This is a genomic window from Sulfitobacter guttiformis (assembly GCF_003610455.1).
Classification (GTDB): domain Bacteria; phylum Pseudomonadota; class Alphaproteobacteria; order Rhodobacterales; family Rhodobacteraceae; genus Sulfitobacter; species Sulfitobacter guttiformis.
Genome location: NZ_RAQK01000001.1, coordinates 695,701 through 714,401, shown reverse-complemented (window position 1 = coordinate 714,401; position 18,701 = coordinate 695,701). Strand labels below are relative to the sequence as shown.

General features: G+C 56.3%; 18 protein-coding genes. 17 read left to right on the top strand and 1 reads right to left on the bottom strand.

Going from position 1 to position 18,701, the window contains the following annotated elements; translation table 11 throughout:
- The first annotated feature begins 144 nt into the window (after nucleotides 1-144).
- The 17 genes from C8N30_RS03360 (at nucleotide 145) to C8N30_RS03280 (ending at nucleotide 17,582) form a co-directional block, all read left to right on the top strand.
- Nucleotides 145-1,551 carry an MATE family efflux transporter gene (locus tag C8N30_RS03360; protein WP_025063087.1) on the top strand — a complete coding sequence of 469 codons (1,407 nt, stop codon included), beginning with the start codon at nucleotides 145-147 and terminating at the stop codon, nucleotides 1,549-1,551.
- A 72-nt stretch (nucleotides 1,552-1,623) separates the two neighbouring features.
- A complete protein-coding gene (katG, locus tag C8N30_RS03355; protein WP_025063086.1) occupies nucleotides 1,624-3,909 on the top strand; it encodes a catalase/peroxidase HPI in 2,286 nt (761 codons plus the stop codon).
- Between the two features lie 311 nt (nucleotides 3,910-4,220).
- Nucleotides 4,221-4,637 carry a CopG family transcriptional regulator gene (locus C8N30_RS03350; RefSeq protein WP_025063084.1) on the top strand — a complete coding sequence of 139 codons (417 nt, stop codon included), beginning with the start codon at nucleotides 4,221-4,223 and terminating at the stop codon, nucleotides 4,635-4,637.
- A gap of 28 nt (nucleotides 4,638-4,665) precedes the next feature.
- A complete protein-coding gene (locus C8N30_RS03345; protein WP_025063083.1) occupies nucleotides 4,666-5,748 on the top strand; it encodes an extracellular catalytic domain type 1 short-chain-length polyhydroxyalkanoate depolymerase in 1,083 nt (360 codons plus the stop codon).
- A 1-nt stretch (nucleotide 5,749) separates the two neighbouring features.
- A complete protein-coding gene (locus C8N30_RS03340) occupies nucleotides 5,750-6,895 on the top strand; it encodes a C45 family autoproteolytic acyltransferase/hydolase (RefSeq protein WP_025063082.1) in 1,146 nt (381 codons plus the stop codon).
- 152 nt (nucleotides 6,896-7,047) lie between these two features.
- A complete protein-coding gene (locus C8N30_RS03335; RefSeq protein WP_025063081.1) occupies nucleotides 7,048-8,232 on the top strand; it encodes a hypothetical protein in 1,185 nt (394 codons plus the stop codon).
- A 2-nt stretch (nucleotides 8,233-8,234) separates the two neighbouring features.
- Entirely contained in the window at nucleotides 8,235-9,050 is an 816-nt protein-coding gene (locus C8N30_RS03330) for a mechanosensitive ion channel family protein (protein ID WP_025063080.1), read from the top strand.
- Nucleotides 9,051-9,374: 324 nt separating this feature from the next.
- Entirely contained in the window at nucleotides 9,375-10,178 is an 804-nt protein-coding gene (locus C8N30_RS03325) for an urease accessory protein UreD (RefSeq protein ID WP_025063079.1), read from the top strand.
- 3 nt (nucleotides 10,179-10,181) lie between these two features.
- A complete protein-coding gene (locus C8N30_RS03320) occupies nucleotides 10,182-10,484 on the top strand; it encodes an urease subunit gamma (RefSeq protein ID WP_025063078.1) in 303 nt (100 codons plus the stop codon).
- 9 nt (nucleotides 10,485-10,493) lie between these two features.
- Entirely contained in the window at nucleotides 10,494-10,799 is a 306-nt protein-coding gene (locus C8N30_RS03315; RefSeq protein ID WP_025063077.1) for an urease subunit beta, read from the top strand.
- The gene (locus C8N30_RS03310) at nucleotides 10,799-11,119 is read left to right on the top strand and encodes a hypothetical protein (RefSeq protein WP_025063076.1); all 321 of its coding nucleotides are present in this window, start codon (nucleotides 10,799-10,801) and stop codon (nucleotides 11,117-11,119) included. The genes C8N30_RS03315 and C8N30_RS03310 overlap by 1 nt, the downstream gene beginning before the upstream one ends.
- Before the next feature lie 10 nt (nucleotides 11,120-11,129).
- Nucleotides 11,130-12,839, top strand: coding sequence for an urease subunit alpha (gene ureC / locus C8N30_RS03305; RefSeq protein ID WP_025063075.1), 1,710 nt, complete (start codon nucleotides 11,130-11,132; stop codon nucleotides 12,837-12,839).
- A gap of 9 nt (nucleotides 12,840-12,848) precedes the next feature.
- Nucleotides 12,849-13,322, top strand: coding sequence for an urease accessory protein UreE (locus tag C8N30_RS03300; protein ID WP_025063074.1), 474 nt, complete (start codon nucleotides 12,849-12,851; stop codon nucleotides 13,320-13,322).
- Nucleotides 13,312-13,971 (top strand): urease accessory protein UreF, encoded by a 660-nt coding sequence (locus C8N30_RS03295; protein ID WP_025063073.1) that lies wholly within the window; start codon nucleotides 13,312-13,314, stop codon nucleotides 13,969-13,971. Before C8N30_RS03300 ends, C8N30_RS03295 begins: the two co-directional genes overlap by 11 nt.
- Nucleotides 13,968-14,591: an urease accessory protein UreG gene (gene ureG / locus C8N30_RS03290; protein ID WP_025063072.1), complete on the top strand. Its 624-nt coding sequence runs from the start codon at nucleotides 13,968-13,970 to the stop codon at nucleotides 14,589-14,591. The genes C8N30_RS03295 and ureG overlap by 4 nt, the downstream gene beginning before the upstream one ends.
- A gap of 218 nt (nucleotides 14,592-14,809) precedes the next feature.
- Complete coding sequence (locus C8N30_RS03285) at nucleotides 14,810-17,104, top strand: arginine/lysine/ornithine decarboxylase (RefSeq protein ID WP_025063071.1); 2,295 nt, start codon at nucleotides 14,810-14,812, stop codon at nucleotides 17,102-17,104.
- Nucleotides 17,105-17,201: 97 nt separating this feature from the next.
- Complete coding sequence (locus tag C8N30_RS03280) at nucleotides 17,202-17,582, top strand: carboxymuconolactone decarboxylase family protein (RefSeq protein ID WP_025063070.1); 381 nt, start codon at nucleotides 17,202-17,204, stop codon at nucleotides 17,580-17,582.
- A 64-nt stretch (nucleotides 17,583-17,646) separates the two neighbouring features.
- Here C8N30_RS03280 and C8N30_RS03275 read toward each other — a convergent pair whose 3' ends face one another.
- Nucleotides 17,647-18,699 carry a lipocalin-like domain-containing protein gene (locus tag C8N30_RS03275; RefSeq protein ID WP_025063069.1) on the bottom strand — a complete coding sequence of 351 codons (1,053 nt, stop codon included), beginning with the start codon at nucleotides 18,697-18,699 and terminating at the stop codon, nucleotides 17,647-17,649.
- Nucleotides 18,700-18,701 lie beyond the last annotated feature (2 nt).

Genomic DNA, 18,701 nt, shown 5'->3' with positions numbered 1-18,701 from the left:
AAGTGACATGATGCGCCTGATAGTTTTGTCAAAGCATCCTGCGGCGCTATCTGTTTTCATCCTGACGATGACCGGGGTGATAATGATCGGTCGCCATAGAAAACGTTCTGCTACGCCCTGAGCAGACCAGATTGGACTCTACGCATGGCCGAAGCAAAAAAACGCGATTTAACAACCGGACCTATCTGGAAGGCTCTGACTGTGATGTCAGCTCCGATGAGCCTCGGGATTTTTTCGGTAATCGCAGTCGGTCTGGCTGACGCATATTTCTTGGGTCAGGTCAGCGCCGCCGCTTTGGCTGCCGTTGGATTTATTTATCCTGTCATCACTGCAATTACGTCCTTGTCGATCGGGCTGAGTGCCGGTGCAAATGCCACGTTGTCCCAGTCCATCGGAGCAGGAGCAAGCGAAGATGAAACGCAGCGGTTGGGGTTGCATGCAATTGGTCTGGCTGTCGGTTTATCTGTAGTTTTAGGTCTGGTGATCTGGATCGCATTCCCTGCAATGTTCGCTGCTTTGGGGGCATCGGGCGAGGTCGCGGAAGAAGTAGCTGCCTACATGCCGCTCTGGTCCGCCTCGTTTCCATTCCTTGTGACAATGATGATCGTTAATTCCGTGTTCCGCGCTCACGGCGACGGGGCAACCTCGGCAGGGATTATGATCCTTGCCGCGTTCTTTGGGATTGCCCTGAACCCGATATTCATTTTCGGCTGGGGGCCTATTCCTGAGATGTCCACGGCCGGTGCAGCCATGTCGACGCTGATCGGGCGTGTAGTTGCTGTTGTAGTCGCGCTTTGGATCGCGTGGCGTCGGGGTCTGCTGGGGGTGTGTGGCAATCCGCTCAAAGGAGCAGTGGCAAGTGCGCGAAAGATCCTCAAAGTTGGGATACCCGCGTCCCTGTCAAACGCAATCAATCCCGCCGGTATGGCGCTGGTCACAGCAGCGGTTGCCACAATAGGGGATGATGCCGTTGCAGGTTTTGGTGCAGCGGGTCGCGTCCAGTCGATATTGCTCGTCCCGCTTATGGCGCTGTCATCGGGCATTGGTCCGGTCGTTGGACAGAATTGGGGCGCTGAAAAGTATGACCGCGCGCGTTCGGCAACGAAGGGCGCATTCGGTTTTTGTCTTGGATACGGTGCCGTTGTCGCAGTTATTTTGTTTTTGCTCGCGACGCCCATCGCCGCGCTACTTGCATCGGGTGAAAGTGATCAGGAATACGCGGCTGATTATCTGCGGCTCGTCGGACTTTCGATGTTCGGATACGGGATGGTTGTGGTCGCAAATGCGGCTATGAATGCGCGGGATAAGGCCGTCTGGTCAATGTCTCTCAGCCTTGGTCGGATATTTGCGATCTACCTACCGGGCGCATGGATCGGTGTGATGTTATTCGGTTACTGGGGTATTCTGATTGCCGCGATCCTCGGAAACGTTCTGGGGGGAGTTGCGGCGGCGTATGCCACTTCTCGAACGGGGCTTTTAGTGCTTGATCGCCTTACAGTCACAAAAGAAGCGTCAAAACTTAGCCCGTCGGAAAGCCGCTCATCCGGATAGCATACGTTGACTTCGATATGCCTTGGTACACCTTGTTTAAAGAATGGAAACAAACACGGTGGAGACTTTGAAATGACAGACAATACTGATACCGAAACGACCGAAATGACAGGCAAATGCCCCTTTGGCGGGGACCGTATTGGTGGCGCGACAGGTGCGCCGCCGACTCTTGAAAACTGGTACCCCGACCGCCTGCGCGTTGAAATTTTGCATCATAACGGACAGTCTGCAAATCCCCTTGGCGCTAATTTCGATTACGCAAAGGCTTTTTCCGAACTTGATTTCGACGCACTGAAAAATGACATTAAAACTTTTCTGACCACCTCAAAGGAGTGGTGGCCTTCGGATTATAACAATTACGGACCGCAGATGGTCCGTATGGCGTGGCACGCTGCGGGAACGTACCGCATCGCTGACGGACGTGGCGGGGCGGGTACGGCGATGCAGCGCTTCGCGCCGATCAGTAGTTGGTGGGACAACGGCAATACGGATAAATCACGCCGCTTGCTTCAACCGATCAAGCAAAAATACGGTGCTGCCTTGTCGTGGGGTGATCTCATGGTTTTGACAGGCAATTGCGCGCTCGAAATCATGGGGCTGCCCACCTACGGCTTTGGCGGGGGTCGCCTCGACGCGTGGGAAGCTGACAACGCGACCTATTGGGGACCCGAAGTATGGGACCCTGAAACGGCGCGGGATCCATCGGCGATGGTAAACCGCGAAAAGCGCTGGCGCGGTAAGCCGGGGGATGCAGATTATGATCTGGAGAATCCGCTGGCGGCATCCAATCAGGCGCTTATCTATGTTGATCCGGAAGGGCCCAATGGCGAGGGTGATCCACAGCTTTCAGCGAATGACATCCGCATTACCTTTACGCGTATGGCAATGAACGACGAAGAAACCGTTGCTCTCATTGCGGGCGGCCATGCGTTTGGCAAAAGCCATGGTATGACGCCGGCGGATCAAATCGGTATGCCTCCTGAAATTGCGCCTATGGAAGCCATGGGTTTGGGGTGGCACAATCCGCGCGGTACAGGAAACGGCGCTGATACAATGACCAACGGGATCGAAGGCAGTTGGACACCTGATCCGACAGCGTGGGATAATGACTACCTCGAAAACTTGTTCAAATTTGAATGGACGCAGAAGCGTAGCCCTGCAGGTGCGCTGCAGTGGACTCCGGTAGACCCCGATGCGCCAAAAACCCCTGATGCGCATATAGCGGGCCAAATGAACGACTTGATGATGATGACCAGTGACATCGCGTTGAAGGTCGATCCTGAGTACCGCAAGGTTTGCGAGAGGTTTCTTGAGGATTTCGACCTCTTCACGCTGGCGTTCTCCAAGGCTTGGTACAAGCTCACCCACCGCGATATGGGGCCGACCGACCGTTACCTCGGGCCCGAAGTTACTGTGTCGGATGATCTGCTGTGGCAGGATCCGCTACCACCGCGCAGTGAGCAGGTCATTGGCGATGCGCAAATTGCGGATCTAAAAGCTGCAATTCTGGCGACCGGAATATCTGTTTCTGATCTTGCCTATACAGCGTTTTCTGCGGCGGTGACGTACCGTGACAGCGATAAGCGAGGTGGGGCAGACGGTGCGCGTCTCGCGCTGGCACCGCAAAAAGACTGGCATATCAATGCACGCTGCGTGCCTGTCATCGCGGCACTGCGCGGGATCAAAACAGAATTCTCAGGCGATGTCAGTCTGGCTGATCTCATTGTTCTGGGTGGATGTGTTGCCGTAGAGAAAGCGGCGAAGGATGCGGGAATTGATGCGCCTGTCCCGTTCACGCCCGGCCGTGTGGACGCCAAGCAGGAAGCTACCGACGAAGAAAGCTTTGAATGGCTAAAGCCTGTGATCGACGGATTCAGAAACTTTGTCGATCCTGATTACAGCTCCATTGCGCATGGTGTCGCGCCCGAGCAGATGTTCCTCGACAAGGCCCATCTTATGAATTTGTCTGCCCCTGAGTGGGTCGCTTTGACGGGCGGTTTGCGGGTGCTTAACCTCAACCATGATGGTTCGCGGGATGGTGTTTTCACGGACCGTGTCGGCGTCCTCAGTAACGATTTCTTCGTGAACCTCGTCGATGTGGAACTCGAGTGGAAAAAGTATGACGAAAATGGGCTGTCGTTTACTTTGAACGACCGTGCAACAGGCAATGTTCGCTTTACCGCGACGCGAAATGACCTTGTTTTTGGTTCCAACGCGCAACTGCGTGCCATCGCTGAGGTCTATTCCTCATCTGATGGTCATGCGCGCTTTGTCACCGACTTTATCGCGGCTTGGCATAAGGTAATGATGCTGGACCGTTACGATATAAAGGGACACCAGCCCTACCAAACTGTATGATCCGACCGCCACTGAATCGAGTCTAGCGGCTTGATCATATGAAACCACGCGGTGGAGCAGATTGGCTTTGCCGCGTGGATAAATAATGAATGGCGTTCACTTTTTTACGAGCATCATCAAAGATTTCAGATAAAAAACAGCAAAATCATTGTATTGGCCGGTGGACCTGATGCTCGCCTCATGTGCCGGATGCTTGCGCGCGTGATGCTGTCGGACACAATGGCGAACCCTGACTTCAAAGTAAATTTAATCCAGGCATTGTGTTGTAGGGAGTAACAGCCATATACCATCCATACAGATGGAGAATTGATATGAGCAACGTAAGGCAGTTACGCGACAAGCAGCCCGAAAACGAGAAAATCACGATCAACCTCGGCTTTGTTGATCTTGGTCGTATCGACCTGCTGGTGCAGGAGGGTTTTTATTCCAACCGCAGCGATTTCATTCGCACGGCAATTCGCAACCAGCTTGAAAGCCAAGGTGAGGTTGTCAGTAAAACGCTCGAACGCCACACGATGGAATTGGGGCTGCGGGATTACTCCGTTGCGGATCTCGAAGCGGTGCGAGAAGCCGGTGAGGTTTTGCATATCAAGGTTGTCGGCCTTGCGCGGTTCGCCCCCGAAATTACTGCGGAATTGGCGCTTCAGACCATCGCCTCCATTACCGTGCTGGGTGCATTGCAAGCCGGCACCGATCTTAAAAAGGCACTAGCAGACCGCATCAAGTAGATCTGCCCACTCTTAAAAGGAAAACCACATGAAATTTTTTGACGTCGGCGCGCTGCGCCCGGCGACCGATGGCGCACGCCTGTCGGCTGCCCACGATCTTGTCCAACGTACACTTGCACAGCATGGCCTTGCGCCCCGATCCGGCCAACCGGAAGCACCGCAGATGCACAGTATGCCATCCCTCGACAGCATGATCGAAAAACTTCGCGGACTATCGGATCTGGCAGGTGCGTCCACGTCCCAAGCTGTCAGCGGGTCGGACTTCAACCGAAGTACGTTCAGTTGTGCCGCAGGAAGCAGATCATACCTGACGTATGTTCCCGCTTCTGCGTCTGAGGGGATCACGGGTCTGATTATGATGCTTCACGGCTGCACGCAGACCCCCGAAGGTTTTGCGGAAGGCACAGGCATGAACATATTGGCGGAAAAGCACCGGTTTGTGGTGGTTTATCCGGCACAATCACGCGGGGATAATGCGCAGTCGTGTTGGAACTGGTTCAGCAGAGGCGACCAGCGGCGCGGTAGGGGCGAGCCTGCAATCCTCGCGGGGATCGCTGCAAAGGTTTGCAAGGAACATAATGTGCATCGCGACAGGACGTTTGTCGCGGGTCTTTCAGCCGGTGCGGCGATGGCAGTTATTCTGGGGGAAACTTACAGCGATATTTTTGCGGGTGTTGGCGCGCACTCAGGCTTGCCTGCAGGGGCCGCGAAAGACGTGGCTTCAGCGTTTTCTGCCATGGCGGGCAACGCCCTCGACACGCCTGTCAGCCCTCGGGGCGACAACGCTGTCCCGACAATCGTGTTTCACGGGACAGCAGATGCGACCGTGCACCCGTCAAACGGTGCGGCAATTGCCATGCGTGCCGTCAACAACGCTGGACCACAGAGCATCGAGACTACTGTAAGCGGTGAAGCATCGGGACGCACGTTTACCTGCACCACTTCCAGCGACCTGCAAGGGCGGACCATTGTCGAGCACTGGACCGTTGATGGACAGGGCCACGCATGGTCAGGCGGAAATTCGAACGCCTCCTACACCGATGCGCAGGGCCCCGATGCCAGCGCTGAAATGATCCGTTTTTTCTATAACACTGCCGATAAGGAAATCTAGAATGACACAACTTTCACTCACTTTCGATGCCGTAAACGAAGAAACACCCGGTCCTAAATGGGCGGCGCGATGGAACAGGTCATGGCCCGCCTATGAGGCATGGTTCATTGCGCGCGGCGGGGATCAGGGACCATCGCGGGACCAGTGCAGGGAGGCACTCAAGCGCTACATGCCCGAGCTTGTTGCCACCTATGACAGGTTGGTTATCGTTGCAGGCGGGTCCGACCGCGCAGCACGATTTTTATCGACATGGTGCCCACCTACCTATCTTGGGGGGTGTTCCCTTGCTGCGGTTGCCAGCAAAAAGGACGTTCGTCTGGTGCGCAATTACGATCTATCACCCCAGCTGAACGAGGGGTTGCTGCTGCGGACGAAATGGTCGGGGCGGACCGTTATGGGAATGGTCGAGTTTCTGTGGGGCCTATCCGACGGTATTAACGACGCCGGGTTGAGCATTGCGCTGGCTTACGGTGGCCGGTCCGAGAGCGGGGAGGGCTTTGGCGTAACCACAATCCTGCGCTACGTTCTGGAAACCTGCGGTACCGTTGATGAAGCTCTGGTTGCGTTAAAACGGGTGCCTTCCCACATGGCGTACAATCTGGTTCTTGCGGATGCGTCTGGCCGGACAGCCAGCGTCGAGTTGGCACCGGGTGGTGGGATGACGCAAATGCCAATCGCGGTTGCGACCAATCATCAGAGTGGCAAAACTGTCGCTGAACGCCCCGCGTTCACACGGACATTCCAGCGCCGCGCGCATCTGGAGAAACTGCGTGTAAAACCTCGAAAGCTGAACCGGCAGTTTCTTAAATCCCCGCTGCTCCAAGACAGGCATGCGCAGGGCTTTGGTACGTTATTCACAGCTGAATATAACCCCAAAAAGCTTACTCTGGGCCTAACTTTAAATGGCCAACGCTGGGATCATGGACTCAATGATTTTGCCGAAGGTCAGCGTATTGTGGATTATTCGCAGCGCTCTGTGGCAGAGGACGCCCACAGCAGAACAGAAGCTGGACCTGGTCTGGTAGACTGGTCACAGGCGGCGTTGGTCGACTGGAATGCCGTGGCGCATGATTATGCCGCCGGAAACGGTCGTGCGATCAGCACGTACTTTCCGTCAGGACGCCTGAATACACAAAAAGTAGCCTGACGATCCGGTGTCGGTACCCTATGGCCGCCCGTTGACATCGGGTGGCCAAATTGCGGATGCTGCCTTGCAAAGGGGATTGCCGCAGTGTGCGACCGATCCGATTTGAAAGGCAGAGGTAGGTTGTTGACCATGTTCAACATAGACGGGATACGATGAGTTTGACAGACAAGAGCCAAGACAAGCCATTTGTGCCACTTGGTGGTTATGAATGGCCAAAACTTCCAACCGAGGATCGCCTGCGGCTGGCAATCAACCGCTTCAAGAATGAAGTCTTCCGGTCGAATTCTGGTGATGAACCTGCGGTGGCTGCTGACCGGCTTGAAGGTATTCCACTTGAACGATTAAACCGCATAGCCGCTCCGCCAGCCTATGGAAAACTACTCGATGAGTTGGATCTGACGATGAACGCATGGATCGCTGCGGGGCGTGCCGGATCCAAGGTGCAACTTATCGTCATGCCCCCCTGCGATGACATTGGGATTGTGAAAACTTGGGCTGAGAGTCAGGGTATAACCTGTTTGAATGCGCCGACACGTGATGAAGTACTCGGAGAGACGGGACCGGCGATGCCGGATCTGGGCGGAGAAGGGATACTTGTTATCCCCAATCTCGAACGCTGGTTTCTAAGGCATCGGAAAGGTCTCAGAACTGTGCGGCTTTTGCTTGCAGCGATTTCAGCAACCAAGAGGCGTTGCGTGATAGGATGTAACAGTTGGGCGTGGACTTACCTGTCCGCCACCATCGACGCAGACTTACAACTGCCGGGCGGGGTAACGTTTCAAGCCTTCGATAAAGAGCGGTTGCACCACTGGTTTTCCGGTTTGGCACACCGCCCAAACTCTGAAGTTAAAGCCTTTCGCATCTCCGAAAGTGGGAAGAACGTCTTCGCCACAGACGAAGATGGCGCTATCAAAAGCGATTTCTTTCAAAAGCTTGCAGCGCGCAGTCTTGGTATTCCCTGGGTCGCGTGGAGCCTTTGGCGGCACAGCCTGCGTGAAACCCGTGAGGCGGACACGACAGAAACCGAAGCTGGCGCTAAAGTTGAAGATGACGATGACGATATGATCTGGATCGCGGAACTTGAGGATTTTGTGATGCCGACCGCCCAGCGCCAGAACGCGCTTCTCATCTTTCATTCCTTGCTGATCCACGGTGCGCTCTCGGTTGAGCATTTGAGCCTGACAGTTCCTTTCGGCAGTCAGATCAATCTTGTCGAGACACTGATGCGCGCGGGTTTCGTAAAACTCGAAAACGGGTTGCTGTCCTGCCTTCCAGCGGCCTATCCCACAATCAGGCGCGAACTTGCGAATGCGGGCTATTCGATGGACAGGCTATAACGATGGAACAAGATACCGGCGCCGAAAAGGCCGTAAAACTGATCAACGATTTTCAGGATATCAGCTTTTCAGAAATCATTTTCGTCATTGTTGGAACGTGGCTGGCAATCCTGACGGTACGCAAAGCGGCACCCTATCTGGCAGAACGCGGCCCCCAGCAGATGCGCCTCCTGATGCTGGGGGCTGTTCCGATTGCACGCCTTTTGTTGATGGTTATGGCCATTGTCTGGATCATTCCGATTATTTTTAATGTGACGTTCCAGAATTTTCTGGTGATCGCAGGAGCGGCGAGTGTCGCAATCGGCTTTGCCTTCAAGGACTATGTGAGCAGTCTGGTGGCGGGTGTGGTCGCTATTGTCGAAAAACCGTACCGCCCCGGCGACTGGGTCGAGATCAAGGGCGATTACGGCGAGGTACAGTCCGTAGGCCTTCGCAGTCTTCGTATTTTGACGGCTGACGACAACATCATAACGGTGCCGCATGCGCATATCTGGACCGAGAATATTTCAACCGCAAACGACGGTGCGCGTACACTGATGTGCGTCGCGCATTTTTACCTTATGCCGGATCACGATGCCACAGTGATAAGGTCTGCCTTGCAGGACGTTGCATTGAGCAGTGCCTACCTCGACTGGAAGAAATTCCCCCTCGTCATGCTCGAACAGACGCCTCACGGCAGTCACTACCAGCTCAAGGCGTATCCGTTCGACCTGCGCGACCAGTTTTTGTTTGTCAGTGACATGACCGAACGTGGTAAACAGGCGATCTTCGAAGCTGGCGGTCGGGAGGTAGCGGCCACCCATGCGGTCCAAGCCTGACCTCTCAGGCCTTAGGTTTCTCACCAACGCGGACGCACGATGTTGGACCTTCCCAATTGCGATTCGCCGTCGGAATGGCCGACACAAAGCAGGAGAACGCTCTGCACCTGCGCTGTCATGGTTTGGAACTTACAGGGATGCTGAAAGATTGGGCTTTTACTTGTGATCGCGCCCTATATTTGAACATCTGCACGATTTTGGTGGATGTTCGGGCGTCAAAACATGCATTTTCGTCGCATGACGGGGCGAAAATTTTGCCTGCCACCTTAACGCTCGGGGCTTTTCATCAACCAGTCGCGCCAGATAGAGCTACCCGAAACAGGTATGGCCCAGCCGCGTGCGCTGGGAAGTGGAAAGCTGTGTGTTTACGGTGATGATAGCGGCACGACCCGTCTTAGGGATCTGCGACAGTCAGGCTCGCTTAAACTGGTTTTTCCGCAGACCTATAGCCCTCATGCCGAGGCGATTGTTGTAAATACGGCAGGGGGAGTCACGGGCGGTGACTGCTTTTCGCTTCAGGTCGAGGTACAGTCTGGCGCTGCCCTGACCATGACCACCCAAGCGGCCGAGCGCGCCTACCGCGCTCAAAGCGGCGAGATTGGCCGTGTTACCGCCACTCTATCGGTGGAGGATGGCGCAAGCCTGATGTGGCTCCCCCAAGAGTTGATACTGTTTGACCGCTGTGCGCTGGACCGCCGCCTGCAAATTGAACTTTCTGCACAGGCGCAGCTCTTGATGGTAGAACCGGTGGTGTTCGGGCGTGCGGCCATGCCGGAGGTGCTGCGCGATGTGATGTTTCGCGATCGAATCCGGATCACCCGCGCGGGCCGTCCGGTCTATATTGACGGCATGGACCTGAACGGTGACGCCGCCGCCCATCTGGCCCGTCCAGCGATTGCAAATGGCGCAGGGGCGATGGCCAGTGTCATCATGGTGGCCCCTGATGCGCAGATGCAATTGAAGGCCGTGCGCGCCCTGCTGCCCCTTACCGCAGGGGCAAGTGTACTGACGCCGGATTTGTTGGTGATCCGCTTGCTCGCCAGTGATAGTTTTGAGTTGCGCCGCAGCCTGATCCCCGTTTTGCAGCACCTGTCCAAAAACAGTTTACCGATCTCCTGGAGACTTTGAGCCATGCAACTGACCCCTCGTGAAAAAGACAAACTACTGATCGCCATGGCCGCCGAAGTCGCGCGCAAACGGCTGGCGCGAGGGGTAAAACTCAACCACCCCGAAGCAATCGCACTCATCACCGATGCTGTGGTCGAGGGGGCACGTGATGGCCGCTCGGTCGCGGATATGATGCAGGCTGGCGGCCACGTTGTAACCCGCGACCAGTGTATGGAGGGGATCGCGGAGATGATCCACGAAGTACAGGTCGAGGCGACCTTTCCCGATGGCACCAAACTGGTCACCGTCCATAACCCGATAAGATAGGAACACGCGATGATCCCCGGAGAACTCTTTCCTGCCGCCGGTACGCTGACCCTCAATGCTGGGGTGGAGGCGATTACGCTCATGGTCGCCAATACCGGCGACCGTCCCGTTCAGGTCGGCAGTCACTACCATTTTGCCGAGACGAACCCAGCTCTCGCGTTTGACCGTGCTGCTGCCCATGGGCTGCGCCTTGATATCGCGTCCGGCACTGCGGTTCGTTTCGAGCCTGGCCAGCGGCGTGAGGTCCAGCTTATTCCGATTGGCGGGGCGCGGCGGGTGTTCGGTTTTAACGGCGCCGTGATGGGGGATTTGTAATGCCAACGACCAAGAAGCAGCCCGATTTCTTTCGCAATGCTATCCAGCTTGGCCTGATGGCGGCAGAAGCGAATGCGGTTATTGCCATGCGCCTTTGGGGAATGGCGGGCATATGGTCAGTGACCAAATCCGAAAATGACCGGATGGTGAGCGAAAAAGTACAAGCAGCTGCACAAAGCCTAGTGGCCGCAAACCGGTCTGTCATGGCGGGGAAATCCCCCGATCAGGTTGTTGCTGCCGCGATCAAACCGGTGCGCCGTAAAACACGCGCCAACTCCGAACGCCTCGCGAAACGCGGCCCGAAATTCTCTCAGTCCTGAAGGAGCGTCCATGCCTGTTCAAATCCCCCGCGCCCAGTATGCAGCGATGTATGGTCCCACCACCGGCGATCGTTTGCGTCTTGCAGACACCGACCTCATCATCGAGGTGGAGCGTGATCTCACCACCTACGGCGAAGAAGTGAAATTCGGTGGGGGCAAGACGATCCGCGATGGTATGGGACAATCCCAGGTGACCCGTGCCGGCGGGGCGGTCGATACCGTTATCACCAACGCGCTTATTGTGGATCATTCGGGGATATATAAAGCGGATGTCGCCCTCAAGGACGGGCTGATCCATGCGATCGGCAAAGCGGGTAATCCCGATACGCAATCTGGGGTCACGATCATCGTCGGGCCGGGCACCGAAGTTATTGCGGGCGAGGGACGGATACTTACCGCAGGCGGAATGGACAGCCACATCCATTTCATCTGTCCGCAGCAGATGGAGGACAGCTTGCATTCGGGCGTTACGACCTGTTTTGGCGGTGGAACCGGTCCTGCGCATGGCACGCTGGCCACCACCTGCACACCGGGACCCTGGCACATCGGGCGGATGTTGCAGGCATTTGACGGTATTCCCATGAACATCGGCCTTTCGGGCAAAGGTAACGCCAGCCAGCCTGAGGCGCTGGTCGAGATGGTCAAGGGCGGTGCCTGCGCGCTCAAGCTTCACGAGGATTGGGGCACCACGCCCGCCGCAATCGACTGCTGCCTGTCAGTGGCTGACGATATGGATGTTCAGGTGATGATCCATACCGACACCCTCAACGAAAGCGGATTCGTCGAGCATACGGTCGCAGCAATGAAGGGCCGCACGATCCACGCCTTTCACACCGAAGGGGCAGGAGGCGGGCATGCGCCGGACATTATCAAAATCTGCGGCGATGCCAATGTGCTGCCATCATCAACGAACCCGACACGGCCATTTACTGTCAACACACTCGAAGAGCATCTCGACATGCTTATGGTCTGTCATCACCTAGATAAGTCCATTCCCGAAGACATCGCGTTTGCCGAGAGCCGGATCCGGCGCGAGACGATCGCGGCAGAGGATATCCTGCACGACATCGGCGCATTTTCAATTATCGCAAGCGATTCACAGGCGATGGGCCGCGTGGGTGAGGTGCTGATCCGCACATGGCAGACCGCTGACAAGATGCGCAAACAGCGCGGCCGCCTGCCCGAAGAGACAGGCGACAACGACAATATGCGCGTGCGCCGCTATATCGCCAAGTACACAATCAACCCCGCCATCGCACAGGGTGTGAGCCACGTTCTGGGCGATATCGCCATCGGCAAACGCGCAGATCTGGTGTTGTGGAACCCTGCGTTCTTTGGAGTAAAGCCGGAAATGGTGTTGATGGGCGGGACGATTGTCGTCGCGCAGATGGGCGATCCCAATGCCTCGATTCCCACGCCCCAGCCTGTCTATAGTCGCCCGATGTTTGGCGCGTTCGGCACTGCACTGCGCCACAGCTCGGTCAGCTTTGTGTCGGGTGCTGCGCAGGATGCGGGCATCGCCGCCACTCTGGGTCTGAGCAAGCAAACCGTGGCCGTCAGAAATACACGAACCATTGGTAAGGCAGACATGATCCTGAATAACGCACTGCCGCAGATCGAGGTCCATCCAGAGACATACGAGGTGCGTGCCGACGGTGTTCTACTCACCTGCCAGCCGGCCGAAGTGCTGCCGATGGCTCAACGATATTTCATGTTCTAAGAGGTTGATATGACGAAACTCCCCATCGCCCAAATCCTGCACCGAAAGGGGCAGTGGAGTGGCCCTGCAACCCTGTGCGCGCTTGATTACAGCGACAGATTTCTGCGCCGTAAACGTCTGGAGACAGTCGAGGGCGAGGCATTTGTGGTCGATCTGGCGCAGACAGCCTCACTTGATGACGGGGACGCACTGGAACTTGAGACGGGTGCGCTTGTCCAGATCACCGCGCGCGTCGAGGCGCTTTATAAGATTTCCGGTCCGGATCTTGTGCGGTTGGCGTGGCACGTCGGCAACCGCCATACGCCCTGCCAGATCAATGCCGACCATCTGTTGATACAGGCTGACCCTGTGATTGGTCATATGCTTGAGCATCTGGGTGCTGTGGTCGAGCCGCTGACCGCTGCGTTTACCCCTGAAGGCGGGGCATACGGGCATGGTCGGACCCATAGTCATGAGCATGTTGCGACGGCCCATGAGCACTGAACGCGATGTGCTGATGCTGGCGCAATGGTTGTCTCCCGCATTTCCGGTGGGCTCTTTTGCCTATTCGCATGGCCTTGAGGCGGCGATCCAGAGCGGCGCAATCGCCAATGCGCCAAAGCTTGGCGATTGGTTGGCGGATGTTCTGGCCCATGGCAGCGGGCGCAACGATTGCATTTTGTTGCGTGCCGCTTACGCCGCCGGTGGCAAAATCGAGCGCGTCAACCATGCGGCCTTGGCTGTGTCTGCCTCTGCGGAAAGGGTGTTAGAGACCTGCCTGCAGGGGGATGCCTTTAATCGCACGACCGCTGCAATCTGGGGGGGCGCGGCCCTCGCCTCGGGCGAGGAGGAACCGCTCTGTTATCCTGTCGCCGTGGGACAGGCCGCGGCGCGCATGGGCATCGATATTGATTTCACCGCCGTGCTTTATCTTCAGTCTTTCGCCGCCAATCTGGTTTCTGCTGCGGTGCGCGCTGTACCTCTGGGACAGACCGAGGGGCAGGGCGTTTTGGCTGCACTCACACCATTGTGCAGCGAGATTGCAAATGCGACCCGCAGCAGCACTCTCGACGATCTGGCGGGGACCGCATTTTTGTCGGACATTGTCGCGATGCACCATGAAACGTTACAGCCAAGGATATTCCGATCATGAGCCAGCTTAACGGTCCTTTGCGCATTGGCATTGGCGGTCCTGTGGGTGCGGGTAAAACAACTCTCACCGCTTGTCTGGCCCGTGCTTTGCAGCCCGATTATTCCATCGGAGTGATAACCAACGATATCTATACACAGGAAGATGCCGAAGCGCTGATGCGGATGCAAATACTTCCGCAAGATCGCATTATCGGTGTTGAAACAGGGGGCTGCCCGCACACTGCGATACGCGAGGATGCCTCGATTAATCTGGCTGCGATTGCCCAGATGCGCAGCCGCCATGCCGATCTGGATATTATCCTGATTGAGAGCGGCGGCGACAACCTGTCAGCGACCTTCAGTCCCGAACTGGCCGATGTTACCATCTATGTGATTGATGTGGCCGCAGGCGAGGATATCCCCCGAAAAGGTGGGCCTGCCCTCACGAAATCCGATGTTCTGGTCATCAACAAAACCGATCTGGCACCTCACGTTGGTGCCTCGCTTGACGTGATGCGGCGTGATTGCGAAAAAATGCGCGGCGGGCGGCCATTTGTGTTTTGCGCTTTGCGGCACGGCGAGGGGACGCGGGAGGTTTTGCGGTCTATTCTGGAAATCGGCGGGCTTGTGCCGGCTTTCTGATCCTCGCTCATCGCTGGTGTGCGACGTGCTGTTTTTTCACATCGCGCGACGAGCGGGAAGTGCGCGACAAACACCGACCAACCCACAGGGTGCTGGAACATGTGCCTTGAACGACAGACTGTGCAGGGATAACAACGAGACAAAGGCAGCGCCCCTCCGACACGGTATCCGTCGGCCTCTATCCTGAGCTGCCGCGTTTAATCGTGCAGGAGCACTTGATGAAATTTCGTTTCCCTATTGTAATTATTGACGAGGACTTCCGGTCCGACAACTCCTCCGGTACTGGCATCCGCGCCATTGCCGAGGCGATCGAGGGGGAGGGGTTCGAGGTGCTGGGTGCGACGACCTACGGAGATCTGTCGCAATTTGCCCAACAGCAATCACGTGCAAGTGCCTTCGTGTTGTCCATCGACGACGAGGAGTTCACGCCCGGTCCCGACCTTGATCCTGCGGTTCTGAACCTGCGGAACTTTATCGAAGAAGTGCGCTGGAAAAACGCCGATGTGCCGATCTATATTTACGGCGAGACAAAGACATCGCGCCACCTGCCCAACGACATCCTGCGTGAGCTGCATGGTTTCATCCATATGTTCGAGGACACGCCTGAGTTCGTGGCACGCCATATCATCCGTGATGCCAAGAAATACCTTGATGGAATAAAGCCGCCTTTTTTCAAGGCGTTGTTGGACTATGCCGAGGACGGATCTTACTCGTGGCATTGCCCTGGTCACTCGGGCGGGGTCGCGTTTCTTAAGTCGCCCATTGGCCAGATGTATCACCAGTTTTACGGCGAAAATATGCTGCGCGCCGATGTCTGCAACTCGGTCGAAGAACTGGGCCAGCTGTTGGACCATAACGGTGCAATCGGCGCATCCGAGCGTAATGCGGCACGTATTTTCAATGCGGACCACTGCTTTTTTGTGACCAACGGCACCTCGACCTCGAACAAGATGGTCTGGCACCATACCGTAGCCCCCGGTGATGTGGTTGTAGTCGACCGCAACTGCCACAAATCAATCCTTCACAGTATTATCATGACCGGCGCCATTCCTGTATTTATGAAGCCTACACGCAACCACTATGGCATCATCGGCCCGATCCAGAAGTCCGAGTTCGAGATCGAGGCGATCAAGGAAAAGATCCGCGCAAATCCGTTGCTCGCGCATATCGACGCCGACACAGTAAAGCCGCGTATCATCACGCTGACGCAATCGACGTATGACGGCGTGCTGTATAACACTGAAACAATCAAAGACATGCTGGACGGCTATATCGACAACCTGCATTTCGATGAGGCATGGCTGCCGCATGCTGCCTTCCATCCATTTTATGGCAATTTTCACGCCATGGGCAAAAAACGTGAGCGACCTAGCCATTCGGTAACCTACGCAACCCAGTCTATCCATAAGCTGCTGGCCGGGATTTCACAGGCAAGCCATGTGCTGGTCCAAGACAGCAAAGACACAAAGCTTGACCGGCATCTATTCAATGAGGCGTACCTCATGCACACCTCCACCTCGCCGCAGTATAGCATTATCGCCAGTTGCGATGTGGCTGCCGCGATGATGGAACCACCCGGTGGACGCGCACTGGTCGAGGAGAGCCTGCTCGAATCCCTCGATTTCCGCCGCGCCATGCGTAAAGTAGATGAGGAATACGGATCCGACGACTGGTGGTTCAAGGTTTGGGGACCGGACGAACTGGACGAGGACGGCGTAGACAACCCGCAAAACTGGGTGCTCAAGCGCACGGATGCGGAGGGTGTTCAACGCTCTGACGGGGAGGAATCGTGGCACGGCTTCGGTGATATGGAGCGTGGGTTCAACATGCTCGACCCGATCAAGGCGACAATCATCACGCCGGGTCTCAACCTCGACGGACGGTTCGACAGCACCGGTATCCCTGCTTCAATCGTGACAAAATATTTGGCCGAACACGGTGTTGTTGTTGAGAAAACCGGGCTTTACAGCTTTTTCGTGATGTTCACGATCGGCATTACCAAAGGGCGCTGGAACTCGCTCTTGACCGAGCTGCAGCAGTTCAAGGATGACTACGACAAGAACCAGCCGATGTGGCGCTCTATGCCGGAATTCTGTGCCAAGCATCCGCGCTATGAGAAGATGGGCTTGCGCGATATGTGCCAGCATGTGCACTCGCTCTATGCGAAATACGATGTCGCGATCCTGTCCACCGAGATGTATCTGAGCGATCACACGCCGTTAATGACGCCTACGGCTGCCTTTTCGTGCATCGCGGCGCGCACGACCCAACGTGTGCCGATCGACGCGTTAGAAGGGCGCATCACGACAAGCCTTGTAACGCCTTATCCCCCCGGCATTCCGCTGCTGATCCCCGGTGAGGTTTTCAACCGCAAAATCGTAGAATACCTAAAATTCAATCGTGCCTTCGCGCGCGAGTGCCCTGGTTTCGAGACGGATATTCACGGATTGGTTCAGGAAGAAGACGAGAACGGCCTGATCCAGTATTATGCGGATTGTGTTGCAGCGGAGTAATTTGCGCAAAAGCGGCCAGTACGGACAAAGGGGTGTGATCCAAAGGATCGCACCCCGCTTTGTTCAAATGGCTTTAACCTGAGAGAAAGGAACCGGAATGAGCAGTTTTGACGAGGATTTGTTTCTAAAGGGGCTTGAGCAGCGTAGGTCCACATTGGGGGCTGAGTATGTCGACAAGAACCTTGCGGCAGCGGATGACTTTACCCGTCCTTTTCAGGAAGCAATGACCGCTTGGTGCTGGGGGTTTGGCTGGGGCGACGATGTGATCGACGCGAAAACGCGTAGCATGATGAACCTGTCAATGATCGGCGCGCTGGGCAAGATGACCGAGTGGGAGCTGCACTGTCGTGGTGCGATCAACAATGGGGTCAGCGCCGATGAAATCCGCGCCATCATCCATGTGATCGGGATTTATTGCGGTGTGCCACAAGCACTTGAGTGTTTTCGTGTGGCGCGCAGGGTGCTTGAGCTCGATTAGTTTCTGGCACCGGATACTTGGTTAAGGCCGGTTTTGCGATGGTGCGGGTTGGGCAGTTTGCGGATCAGTCGTAGCCGGTCATTTCCAGATACCCTGTGCCGCTGCGGCTTCCGTTTACGGTGACCGGCCCCTCCCAGTAGGGAATTGCCATATCCATCCACGCCTGCGGGTTTGCTGCGGCGACAGTGACGTCGAGGTCGTACTGTGGTACGCGCACCTGCCAGCGTGTTGGCACCTCGCGCCCTTTAACTTCGGTAATGTCCAGAGGCTCTGCGTTAAAGGCACCGTTTTGTAGGGGAGTCGTTTGCCCCTGCGCTGTTATCCATGTTCCGGAGGTGAAATAAGTGCCGTCGGATTGGCGCAGTCTGAATCCCATGAGCTTGTCGCCGTCCACAAAAGAGAGCGAAAACCAGTCCCATCCGGTCTGGTCCGAGGCAAGAGGCTGCGAGGACCATTCGCGGTCCATCCATGCGGTACCGGTTACGCTTACCTCGCCTTGTGGCAAGGTGAGCGTCCCTGCCAGGTCAAAAAATGGTTGGGAGTAGTAATAGCTGGCCTGACCCTGTGCGGACTTGACCGAATACCCTGCGTCACCATGAAAAACCACCGGTCCCTTTGCGTTAAGGGCCACATCATAGCTGAATTGCGGTCCGCTGGCACGAAGATCCAAGGTGTCGAATGTGGCGCCGCGCATATGCCAATCGTCGATCCATGCCTCGAACGGGGCAGGGATCACGCCCGCCTGACCTGTGCCGCCACGGGCAAACCGCTCGGAGGTGTAATGCGCTGTGGGTGTCGTGACTGCCGCGTGTCCCAGCCAGATTTGCGGACTGTCCCAGCCGGAGGTAACGTATGGCCCAAGCGCAGAGCGGAAGAGCGTCCATTGCAATCCGTAAGCGGTGCCATCCGCGCCGGTCATATTCGCTGTGAGATACCACCACTCGATACGGTAGTCGGGGTGGGAACCGTGATCGGCAGGAAAGTCGAATAGGGGATCGGGGGCAGGAATAGCAAAGCCTTCGGCCTGCGTCCCTAGACCGCCAAAACCCTGTGCAGTGGCTTCCATCGGCGTGCCAAAACCGACGAGCAGCGTGAGCAGGAACGATTTCACACACATAT

Excerpts from the sequence above, each read along its gene's own strand:
- C8N30_RS03345 (WP_025063083.1), top strand. The coding sequence starts at position 4,666 with ATGAAATTTTTTGACGTCGGCGCGCTGCGCCCGGCGACCGATGGCGCA.
- C8N30_RS03335 (WP_025063081.1), top strand. The coding sequence starts at position 7,048 with ATGAGTTTGACAGACAAGAGCCAAGACAAGCCATTTGTGCCACTTGGT.
- C8N30_RS03300 (WP_025063074.1), top strand. The coding sequence starts at position 12,849 with ATGACGAAACTCCCCATCGCCCAAATCCTGCACCGAAAGGGGCAGTGG.
- C8N30_RS03285 (WP_025063071.1), top strand. The coding sequence starts at position 14,810 with ATGAAATTTCGTTTCCCTATTGTAATTATTGACGAGGACTTCCGGTCC.
- C8N30_RS03315 (WP_025063077.1), top strand. The coding sequence starts at position 10,494 with ATGATCCCCGGAGAACTCTTTCCTGCCGCCGGTACGCTGACCCTCAAT.
- C8N30_RS03295 (WP_025063073.1), top strand. The coding sequence starts at position 13,312 with ATGAGCACTGAACGCGATGTGCTGATGCTGGCGCAATGGTTGTCTCCC.
- C8N30_RS03310 (WP_025063076.1), top strand. The coding sequence starts at position 10,799 with ATGCCAACGACCAAGAAGCAGCCCGATTTCTTTCGCAATGCTATCCAG.
- C8N30_RS03340 (WP_025063082.1), top strand. The coding sequence starts at position 5,750 with ATGACACAACTTTCACTCACTTTCGATGCCGTAAACGAAGAAACACCC.
- C8N30_RS03325 (WP_025063079.1), top strand. The coding sequence starts at position 9,375 with ATGGCCCAGCCGCGTGCGCTGGGAAGTGGAAAGCTGTGTGTTTACGGT.
- katG (WP_025063086.1), top strand. The coding sequence starts at position 1,624 with ATGACAGACAATACTGATACCGAAACGACCGAAATGACAGGCAAATGC.
- ureG (WP_025063072.1), top strand. The coding sequence starts at position 13,968 with ATGAGCCAGCTTAACGGTCCTTTGCGCATTGGCATTGGCGGTCCTGTG.
- C8N30_RS03360 (WP_025063087.1), top strand. The coding sequence starts at position 145 with ATGGCCGAAGCAAAAAAACGCGATTTAACAACCGGACCTATCTGGAAG.
- C8N30_RS03350 (WP_025063084.1), top strand. The coding sequence starts at position 4,221 with ATGAGCAACGTAAGGCAGTTACGCGACAAGCAGCCCGAAAACGAGAAA.
- ureC (WP_025063075.1), top strand. The coding sequence starts at position 11,130 with ATGCCTGTTCAAATCCCCCGCGCCCAGTATGCAGCGATGTATGGTCCC.
- C8N30_RS03275 (WP_025063069.1), bottom strand. The coding sequence starts at position 18,699 with ATGTGTGTGAAATCGTTCCTGCTCACGCTGCTCGTCGGTTTTGGCACG.
- C8N30_RS03280 (WP_025063070.1), top strand. The coding sequence starts at position 17,202 with ATGAGCAGTTTTGACGAGGATTTGTTTCTAAAGGGGCTTGAGCAGCGT.
- C8N30_RS03330 (WP_025063080.1), top strand. The coding sequence starts at position 8,235 with ATGGAACAAGATACCGGCGCCGAAAAGGCCGTAAAACTGATCAACGAT.
- C8N30_RS03320 (WP_025063078.1), top strand. The coding sequence starts at position 10,182 with ATGCAACTGACCCCTCGTGAAAAAGACAAACTACTGATCGCCATGGCC.